This is a genomic window from Pantoea sp. Ap-967 (genome assembly GCF_011752565.1).
Taxonomy (GTDB): domain Bacteria; phylum Pseudomonadota; class Gammaproteobacteria; order Pseudomonadales; family Pseudomonadaceae; genus Aquipseudomonas.
This window is the reverse complement of the sequence record NZ_VWXK01000051.1, coordinates 1-8,937: the sequence shown is the minus strand read 5'-3', so window position 1 is coordinate 8,937 and position 8,937 is coordinate 1. Positions and strand designations below refer to the sequence as shown.

The 8,937-nt window shown below is 63.1% G+C and carries 7 protein-coding genes and 2 rRNA genes; 5 read left to right on the top strand and 4 right to left on the bottom strand.

The genetic code is table 11. The features are described from left to right. Positions 1–66: 66 nt before the first annotated feature. Positions 67–408: a tryptophan synthase subunit beta gene (locus F3J45_RS28805; protein ID WP_167070748.1), complete on the top strand. Its 342-nt coding sequence runs from the start codon at positions 67–69 to the stop codon at positions 406–408. Positions 409–552: 144 nt separating this feature from the next. On the opposite strand, the gene lapD is transcribed toward F3J45_RS28805, so the two are convergent. Both lapD and lapG read right to left on the bottom strand, forming a co-directional pair. Continuing rightward, positions 553–2,499, bottom strand: a complete 1,947-nt coding sequence (lapD, locus tag F3J45_RS28800) for a cyclic di-GMP receptor LapD (RefSeq protein ID WP_167070747.1) — start codon at positions 2,497–2,499, stop codon at positions 553–555. 10 nt (positions 2,500–2,509) lie between these two features. Next, positions 2,510–3,196 carry a cysteine protease LapG gene (gene lapG, locus F3J45_RS28795; protein ID WP_370526504.1) on the bottom strand — a complete coding sequence of 229 codons (687 nt, stop codon included), beginning with the start codon at positions 3,194–3,196 and terminating at the stop codon, positions 2,510–2,512. Positions 3,197–3,466: 270 nt separating this feature from the next. Here lapG and F3J45_RS28790 point away from each other — a divergent pair, with 270 nt between their 5' ends. The 4 genes from F3J45_RS28790 to F3J45_RS28775 all read left to right on the top strand — a co-directional run bounded on the left by F3J45_RS28790 (position 3,467) and on the right by F3J45_RS28775 (position 8,267). Further along, positions 3,467–4,156, top strand: a complete 690-nt coding sequence (locus F3J45_RS28790; protein WP_167070745.1) for a GntR family transcriptional regulator — start codon at positions 3,467–3,469, stop codon at positions 4,154–4,156. A 79-nt stretch (positions 4,157–4,235) separates the two neighbouring features. Then, complete coding sequence (locus F3J45_RS28785; RefSeq protein ID WP_167070744.1) at positions 4,236–4,739, top strand: sigma-70 family RNA polymerase sigma factor; 504 nt, start codon at positions 4,236–4,238, stop codon at positions 4,737–4,739. 1 nt (position 4,740) lies between these two features. Then, positions 4,741–5,688, top strand: a complete 948-nt coding sequence (locus F3J45_RS28780) for a FecR domain-containing protein (protein WP_370526502.1) — start codon at positions 4,741–4,743, stop codon at positions 5,686–5,688. 161 nt (positions 5,689–5,849) lie between these two features. Beyond that, entirely contained in the window at positions 5,850–8,267 is a 2,418-nt protein-coding gene (locus F3J45_RS28775) for a TonB-dependent siderophore receptor (protein WP_167070742.1), read from the top strand. A 129-nt stretch (positions 8,268–8,396) separates the two neighbouring features. Here the strand turns inward: F3J45_RS28775 and rrf (F3J45_RS28770) are convergent. Together rrf (F3J45_RS28770) and rrf (F3J45_RS28765) are read right to left on the bottom strand one after the other, a co-directional pair. Next, a 5S ribosomal RNA gene (gene rrf, locus F3J45_RS28770) occupies positions 8,397–8,512 on the bottom strand. A 109-nt stretch (positions 8,513–8,621) separates the two neighbouring features. Continuing rightward, positions 8,622–8,737, bottom strand: a 5S ribosomal RNA gene (gene rrf / locus F3J45_RS28765). Positions 8,738–8,937 lie beyond the last annotated feature (200 nt).

Sequence of the window (8,937 nt, the reverse complement as noted above, 5' to 3'; positions counted from 1 at the left end):
CGGCAACATTGCCTATGCTGCGCCAGAACCCACCATCAAGGAACCGGGGTGAAGAGGATGGATGCATTGTTCTACGTGCAACGCGACCAGGAGGGGCAGCTTGAGCGGGTTGAAGCTGTGCCCTACGCCGAGCACACGGAGGTTTTGCCGGCCGACCACGCCGAGATCCAGGAGTGGTTTGCCGACGATGTGGTGGAAAACAGCCTCAAGCAGCTCAAGCAGAGCGACCTGGACATGATCCGCGTGCTGGAGGACTTGATCGAGGTGCTGACGGCCAAGGGTGTATTCAGCATCACCGACCTGCCTGCAGGGGCCCAGGCCAAGCTGCTCAACCGCTCCAGCGCACGCAAGGCGCTGGGGAGCTTGAACAACCTCATCGAGGAAGAGGGGGAAGGGGGACTGATCTGAGCGGGTGCGCTACCCGCCCCCGCCCCGCCCGGTAGGAGCGAGCGTAGCTCGCGATGGGGCCTGAGCGGGCATGGCACCGGCTGCGCCGGTGTTCGCGGGGCAAGCCCGCTCCTACAACAAGGGATTGCGGTGCGGGTGCCGCTATCAGCGCCAGGGCGCTGGTTCGCCGACCAATTGGCCCTGGATGCCACCCACGCCCATTTCCACCAGCACCCGCCGCTCGCCCTCGGTTTCGACCCGCTCGGCAATCAGCGGCAAGTCGATGCTGTGGGCGGCGCGCTGGATCGCCTCGATGAACAGACGCTTGTGCTGTTCCTCGTCGATGTTGCGGATGTAGCTGCCATCGATCTTCAGGTAGGCCAGGCCCAGGTGTGCCAGGTTGCCGATCATGCTGAAACGCCCACCGAAGCGCTGCAACGCCAGGCCAAAGCCCAGGTCGTGCAGGCGCCGGGTGAGTTTTTCCAGCGCGGCCTGTTCGGGCAACTGCTCCTCGCCGATCTCGATGATCAGCCGCTGGCCCAGCGCCGTATTCTGCCCCAGCAACTCATACACCCGTTGCAGCGCCTTGGGGTCGGCCAGGGTGGCCGCCGACAGGTTCAGCGCCAGCACCTGCTGGTGGCCGCGCAAGTGCGCCAGCACCTTTTCCAGCACCAGCATGTCCAGCCGCGACATCCAGCCAAAGCGCTCAAGCCAAGGCAGGAAGCGCCCTGCCGGCAGCGCCTGGCCCTGCTCGTCGAGCAGGCGCGAAATCACCTTGTGGTGCAGCACTTGCTGGGTGTCCTTGGCATTGACCACGGGCTGGAAGAACAGCTCGAACTGGCCGTTGACGAACGCCTCGTCCAGCCGGGTATGCCAGGCATGCTGGCCATCCCCGGCCACGGCGGCCACGCCTTGCTCAAGGCACACCCACGCCGGCGTCGGCTGGTTCTCGGCACGCGCCAGCGCCTCGTCGGCCAGCTTGAGCAGGGCCTGGGGTTCATCACCGGGGTGATAAGGCGCAAGGCCGATACAGGCCACGGGCTGGACGTCGCTGGCACCGGTTTCGTGCAGGCTTTGCAAGGTGGTGTCCAGGGCATGGGCGAGCTGGATGGCTTCGTCATGCACCATGCCCGGCGCCAGCACGGCGAACTCGCCGCCGCGGCTGCGGGAAATCAGGTCGTTGGTTTCCGGGTAATGAGCACAGGCGCGGCGCAACTGCTCGCCCACCGCCTGCAGCAACTGGTCGGTACGCTGGCCACCCAGGCGGGCGTTGAGCCCGGCCAGGCCCTGCACGCGCAGCAGCAGCAGGTAACCGGAGCGCGCTTCTTCCAGGTTGCTGACCCGGGCGTTGAGCTGCATCTCGAAATAGCGCCGGTTGGACAAGCCGGTGAGGCTGTCCTGGTACGACTCGGCGCGCAGCCGCTCGCTGCGCTCGGCCTGCTCGGTAAACAGCGCCTTGAGCTTTTCCACCATCTGGTTCATGGCCTGCACCACCCGGCGCAGCTCCGGCGTGCGCGGCAGCTCCGGCAGGCTGAGGAATTCACGCCGGGCAATGGCGTGGGATTGTTCAACCATGTAGTCCAGCGGGCGCAGCTGGCGCCGCAACAACAATGCGCCCAGCGCCGCGCTGGCCGCGCCGCACAACAGCAACCAACCGAGGCTGCCCAGGGCGCTTTGCCACAGCTTGGCGATGGCGAACATGGGGTGGCTGACCACCTCGACCCGCGCCGCCTGCTGCCAACCGCGGCTGACGATGGCGTCGCCACCGGCCGCCTCCAGGCCAATCAGGCGGATGAACCAACCCGGCACGCCACCCGGGTCCGGCTCGGCGTGGCGCTCGACCATCAGCGCGTCGGAACTCAGGTCGACCACCTTGATGCTCGCGTAGTAGCCACTGTCGAAGATCGAGCTGACCATCAGCTCGACCATGGCCGGGTCGTCGATGTTCGGCGTCAGCGACAGCGCCAACGCGGTGGCCGCGTCCTGGGCGTGCGAGCGCAACTGGTTGACGTACTGGCTGCGCGAGCTTTCCAGGCTGACCATGAAGCTGCCGCTGAATGCGACCACCAGGAACAGGCAAATAGCCAACAGCAATTGTTTGAACAGTGACATCTGTGCTCCTTCAGTAAACCGGTTCGGCCGGGAACCCTTCGGCCTGCATTTTTTTCAGCACATCCTGCCAACGGGACAGGCGCTTGGTGTCGCCGACTTTCTTGTTGCCTGCAGCGCCGGTCAGCCACAGGCCTTCGCCATTGAAGGCGTACACCGGCAGCAGGTCGGTCCGCTGGCTGGCCGGCTTGATCGCGTCCATCAGGCTGTCGAGCACCAGTGGCTGCGCCTGCGGGCTTGAATAATAGGTCAAGACCATGTGCGCGCGGTTCTGGCGCAGCGCCTTGACGTAGGTGATGCGCAGTTTTTCGCTGGGGATGCCCATGCGCCGAAGGCTGAAATACTTGGCGATCGCGTAGTCTTCGCAGTCGCCGGCGCCCTTGATCAGCGACTGAATCGGCGTGGCCCAGTAGTCAACCTCATGCCACAAGTCGATGTCCTCGACATAGCGCATCTGGTGGTTGAAGAATTGGTTGACCACCTGCAAGCGCTGCAGCTCGCTGCCTTGGCTCTGGGTAGCCATCAGGTTCTGCCAGGCATCGATACGGCCCTTGCCGGCGCCCAGCGGGCCATACAGGGCCTGGGACTTGCGGCTGATCTCGGAAAAGTCCCAGTCGGCGTGCAAGCCACCCAGCAGCAGCCCACCCAGCAGCACGGCAAGGCCGACACGTCGCGCGGTGGTTTTAAGCAGCCAGGTGATCGCCACTGCGAAGCCCTGTTCAGGTCATCCGGAAGCAGCGATGGTGCGGCCTCGCGGGGCAAAAAACAATGGCATCCTGCAATCATTCCACCGGCGGTCGGCTCGTTATAACTTTCGTCTTAGGCCCTAGGCAGTAGCGCTTCCTTTGCCAGGCGACTTGCTCCACCATGTTGCTCGCCTTGCTGCGCTCGCCCCAGTGCGGGCGTGGGTTTGACAAGGCCCCATGCCCATTATTAGTGTCGTTGGATCCAATCCCGAGGCAGACCCCGCTTGGCCGAGAAAATCAAACTGAGTAACGTGTTGGCCAGCGAAGCGCTGCCGGCACACCTGGCCCGTGGCGTGATCGAGGAGCGCCTGCGCAGTGCCATTCTCGATGGCCGCCTGCCGCCTGGCACTGCGGTGCGCCAGCAGGAGCTTGCAACCTTGTACGGGGTCAGCCGCATGCCCGTGCGTGAAGCCCTGCGCCAGCTTGAGGCGCAAGCGTTGCTGCGAGTGGAAATGCACAAGGGTGCTGTCGTGGCGCCATTGATCGGCGAGGACGCCGTCGACACCTATGGCCTGCGCGTGCTGCTTGAAACCGAAGCGCTGCGCCAGTCGATCCCGCTGCTCGACGCCGACGACATCGCCCGCGCCCGCGGCTACATCCAGCAGCTGGAGAACGAAACCCGGCATGCCGAAATCGGTCGGCTCAACCGCCTGCTGCACATGGCCCTGTACAGCAAGGCGCACAACCAGAAGCTGTTGCGCCTGATCGAGAACGAGCTGAACGAGGAAGAGCGCTTCCTGCGCTTTCACCTCTCGTCCATGGGGCTGGGCAAGCTGACCCAGGACGACCACAACGCCCTGGTCGATGCCGCCAGCGAAAAGCGGGTGGACGATGCGGTGCAGGTGCTGGAACAACACCTGAACAATGGCGCGCGGGTGATTCGCCAGTACCTGGACAGCCAGGCTGCCCGCTAAGGCCTGAACAGGGGTGTTGCCAAACGCCCCTGCCCCGGCAAACAATGAGACTAATTATCATTCATGCCGGCTGCGCGTCATGCCCCCCGATCATTCCTTGCACACGCTCTACAGCGACCACCACAGCTGGCTGAAGGCCTGGCTGCGCGGCAAGCTGGGCAACGCCTCCGATGCCGCCGACCTGGCCCAGGACACCTTCATGCGCCTGTTGCAACGCCAGGAGCAGTTGCAGCTGAACACGCCACGGGCCTTCCTGCGCACCGTCGCCCGTGGCCTGGTGATCGACCATTGGCGGCGTGAAGAACTGCACCGGGCCTACCTCGAAGCCTTGGCGCACGTGCCAGAAGCCTTGGTGCCATCGGTGGAAAGCCGCGAGCTGCTGCTGGAACTGCTCGAACGCCTGGCGCGCCTGCTCGATGGCCTCAAGCCCAAGGTCCGCCAAGCGTTTCTGCTGGCCCAGTGCGACGGTTTGAGCCACAAGGCCATTGCCGAGCAGATGGGTATTTCGCTGCGTTCGGTCGAACGCTACGTGGCTGATGCCCTGTACCACTGCTACCTGCTGCGCTACGAAGACGAGCGTTGACGTGGCGCCGTCTGCCAAAGCGGTCAAGCTGGCCATTCAGTGGGTACTCAGGCTACGCGAAAGCGGCAACGACCCACAGCTGTCCCGCCAGTGCGAACAATGGCGGCTGGCCAAGCCGGAGCATGAGCTGGCCTGGCAGCGGGTGATGCACCTGCACCAGGAACTTGACCTGCGTGCCCTCCCCGGCGCTGGCGTGGCCTTGCAGACACTGGAGGCCAGCCAGCGCCGCCTGCAGCGGCGCCAGGCACTCAAGCTGCTCGGCGGCGTGGCCCTGGTGGGTTCGGCCGCGTGGTTGGGCAAGGACCTTGAGCCAGTCGCCGGCTGGGCTTCGGACTACGCCACCGCAACCGGCGAGCGGCTGACCACCCGCCTGCCCGATGGCTCGCTGCTGCAATTGAATACGCGCAGCGCGGTGGACCTGGCATTCACCCCACAGCAACGCCTGCTGCGCCTCAAGCACGGCGAAATGATGCTGACCTGCGAGGGTAGCCAGCCGCTTTCGGTGCAAACGCGAGACGCGCTGCTGGAGGGCTTCGAAGGCCGCTTCACGGTACGCCAGGACGATACCTGCACCCAGGTCAGCGTTGGCCAGGGCAAGGTCGCACTCCACACGCCTGGGCAGGGCAGCCTGCAGTGGCTCGAAAGCGGCCAGCACTGGCGGATCGATGCCAACGGCGCACAGCGCCTGGAGCAGCTGGACATGGACGCCATGGCCTGGAGCGAGGGGCTGATCGTCACCCGCGACATGCGCCTGACTGACTTCCTCGCCCAGGTCAGCCGCTACCGTCATGGCTACCTGGGGTGCAGCGATGACATCGCCGACCTGCGCTTGTCGGGGGTGTTTCGCCTGGAAGACCCCGAGCAGCTGCTCCAATTGCTACCGCAGACGCTGCCCGTGCGCCTGCGCCAACGCACGCGCTGGTGGATACGCCTGGAACGTGCAGCCTAGCGGCCATGGGCGCGGCGTTTTTTTCTGGCGGGTTTTGGCCTGGCGCCCGGCTAGGACAGTAAGCAATGCCTTCTGCCCTTCACGACTCGACGGACGTTCACATGCCCAGCGCTTTACCTGCTTTTCTCCACGATGATTTCCGACCTGCCCAGCAGCGCGCCTTGCTTGCCAGAGCCGTGCGGGGTGCCTTGTTCGGCACGGCCCTGGGGTTGGCCAGCGCGCCACTGCTGGCCCAGGCGGCGCAGCCCAGCCAAACCAGCCAGGCCTACAGCATCGCCCCCGGCCCCTTGAGCGAAGTGCTCAACCAGTTTGCCCGCCAGGCAGGCATTACCTTGTCGAGCACGCCGCAACTGACCGGTACGTTGCAGTCCGAGGGGCTGCAGGGGCAATTCTCGACCGACCATGCGCTGCGCCAGTTGCTCAACGGCACCGGGCTGGAAGCCGTCAGCCAGGACGGCAGCCGCTACGTGCTACGCCCCCGCCCAGAGGAGGCAGCGCTGTCGCTGCCAGACACCAACGTGCGCAGCTTCACCCTGGGCAATGCCCTGGGCAGCATGGAGGGCTATAACGCCACCCACAGCCAGGTAGCGACCAAGACCAGCATGCCGTTGGTGGAAACTTCGCAATCGGTGTCGGTGGTGACCCGCCAGCAGATCGATGACCAGGGCTCGCAGACCGTCGCCCAGGCCATGCGCTATACACCCGGTGTGCTGACTAACTCCTACGGCGCAACCCACCGCTACGACTATGTGGCGATGCGAGGCTTCAACGACGGCTCGGTCGACAACATCTACGTCGATGGCCTGAAGTCGATGGGCGACAACGGCACCTACAGCACCATGCAGGTCGACCCGTATTTCATCGAGCGTATCGATATCCTCAAGGGGCCTTCCTCGGTGCTTTATGGGCGCAGTTCGCCCGGCGGGCTGGTGGCGCTGACCACCAAGAAACCGTTGTTCGAGGCCTATCACCAGGTGCAGGCCACCGTAGGCACCCAGGGCCAGCGCGGCATGGGCTTCGACCTCAGTGGCCCACTGGACGACGACAAGCGCATTGCCTACCGGCTGACTGGCCTTGCGGATGCTTCTGACACCCAGTTCGACCACAGCAAGGAAGAACGCTACGCCATCGCGCCGGCCATCAGTATCGATTTCACTGAAGACACCTCGCTGACCTTGCAAGCCTACCTGCAGAAGGACCCCAACGGTGGCTACCACGGCGGCAACCCCGCTGACGGCATGCTGCATCTGCGCAATGGCCAACGCCTGTCCGACCACTTCTTCGAAGGCGAGCCGGGTATCGACAACTACGAGCGCACCCAGCAGTCATTCAGTTACCAGTTCGAGCACCGCTTCAACGACGTCTTCACCGCGCGGCAGAACTTCCGCTACCAGGACTCCGATGTGTCGATGGACCAGGTCTACTCGGCGGGGTGGGCGCAGAGCGATCGCAACCTCCTCAATCGCGCTTATACCGGCGGTGACGAGCGGCTGCATTCGTACATCATCGACAACATGCTGCAGGCCGAATTCTTCACCGGTGCTGCCAAGCACACGCTGTTGCTGGGTAGCGACTACCAACGCCGCAAGGCTGACGTGGAATGGCGCTACGGCAGCGTAGGGCCACTGGATACGGCGAATCCGCAGTATGGCCAGGGTAACCTTCAGGTACTGGGCGAAAACCGCTACCAGCGCCGTTTGCAGCAGACGGGCGTGTACCTGCAGGATCTGGTCGAGTTGGACCAGTGGCGTTTTTCGCTGGGGCTGCGCCAGGACTGGGTGAAGGTTTCCCAGCAGGACCGCGACAGCAACATCAAGGTTAACGATGCGCGTTCGAAGTTCACCACCCGTGCGGGGGTGCTGTACCTGTTCGAGAACGGCCTGGCGCCCTATGTCAGTTATTCGGAGTCGTTCAACCCCAATACCGTGTCCGACCAGCAGGGACGCCCGCTGGCACCGACTGAAGGAACCCAGTGGGAGGCTGGCATCAAGTACCAGCCACCGGGGAGCGACAACCTGTTCACGGCGTCGCTGTTCCGTATCGAGCAAGAGAACCTGGCATCCAAACAGCCAAACGAGGATTTCTACCGGCCGGTAGGTGAAGTCCGCTCCCAGGGCCTGGAGCTGGAAGCCCATGTACAGGTCACCGATAACCTCAAGCTGCTGGGTGGCTATACCTTCACCGATATCGAGTATTCGAAGGCGATGCCCAGCCTGGTGTCGAGCGGCGTGGACAACAAGGGCAATTCACCTACCCAGGCACCCAAGCAGATGTTCTCGCTGTGGGCAGACTATAACGTTCGCCAAGGGCTACTCGACGGCCTGCGCCTGGGTGGCGGGGTGCGGTATGTGGGCTACAGCTGGGTGGATGCGGAGAACAGCATGAAGGTGCCCGCCTATACCCTGTTCGATGCATCGATCGGTTACGACCTGGGCAAGGTGGGGCTCAAGGGCGTGGATGTGCGCCTGAATGCCAACAACCTCACCAATGAAACCTACGTCACTTCATGTGCCAGCTTGAACTACTGCTACATGGGTGAAGAGCGCAACGTCAGCGCTACGGTCAGCTACCAGTTCTAACGTTCTGCCCAGGCCCTGTAGGAGCGAGCAAAGCTCGCGATGCGCCGCTCGCGGCGCCAGCGCGGCGCCAGTGCCCAGAAAAGACAAAACCCCTACCTGCTCACGCAGATAGGGGTTTTGCGAAATGAATCTTGACGATGACCTACTCTCACATGGGGAAACCCCACACTACCATCGGCGATGCATCGTTTCACTGCTGAGTTCGGGATGGGATCAGGTGGTTCCAATGCTCTATGGTCGTCAAGAAATTCTGTGTGCTGGCCCGTCGCTTGGACGTGCCTGCGAATCTCTGTAGTTCCTACTTAAAGACAAAACCCCTACCTGCTCGCGCAGATAGGGGTTTTGCGAAATGAATCTTGACGATGACCTACTCTCACATGGGGAAACCCCACACTACCATCGGCGATGCATCGTTTCACTGCTGAGTTCGGGATGGGATCAGGTGGTTCCAATGCTCTATGGTCGTCAAGAAATTCTGTTGCCAGAATGTCCTGTTGGACACGCTTAGCGAATTCGGATATGTGAATTTGTGATGTTGCGAATTTTCGGTTCTTTCGTCTTCACCACCACAATTTGGCTTTCATGCGCAAATTGCTTGGGTGTTATATGGTCAAGCCTCACGGGCAATTAGTATTGGTTAGCTCAACGCCTCACAGCGCTTACACACCCA

What these genes read in the sequence shown, in the direction of transcription:
- lapD (WP_167070747.1), bottom strand. Translation starts at nt 2,499, where the DNA reads ATGTCACTGTTCAAACAATTGCTGTTGGCTATTTGCCTGTTCCTGGTG.
- F3J45_RS28785 (WP_167070744.1), top strand. Translation starts at nt 4,236, where the DNA reads ATGCCCCCCGATCATTCCTTGCACACGCTCTACAGCGACCACCACAGC.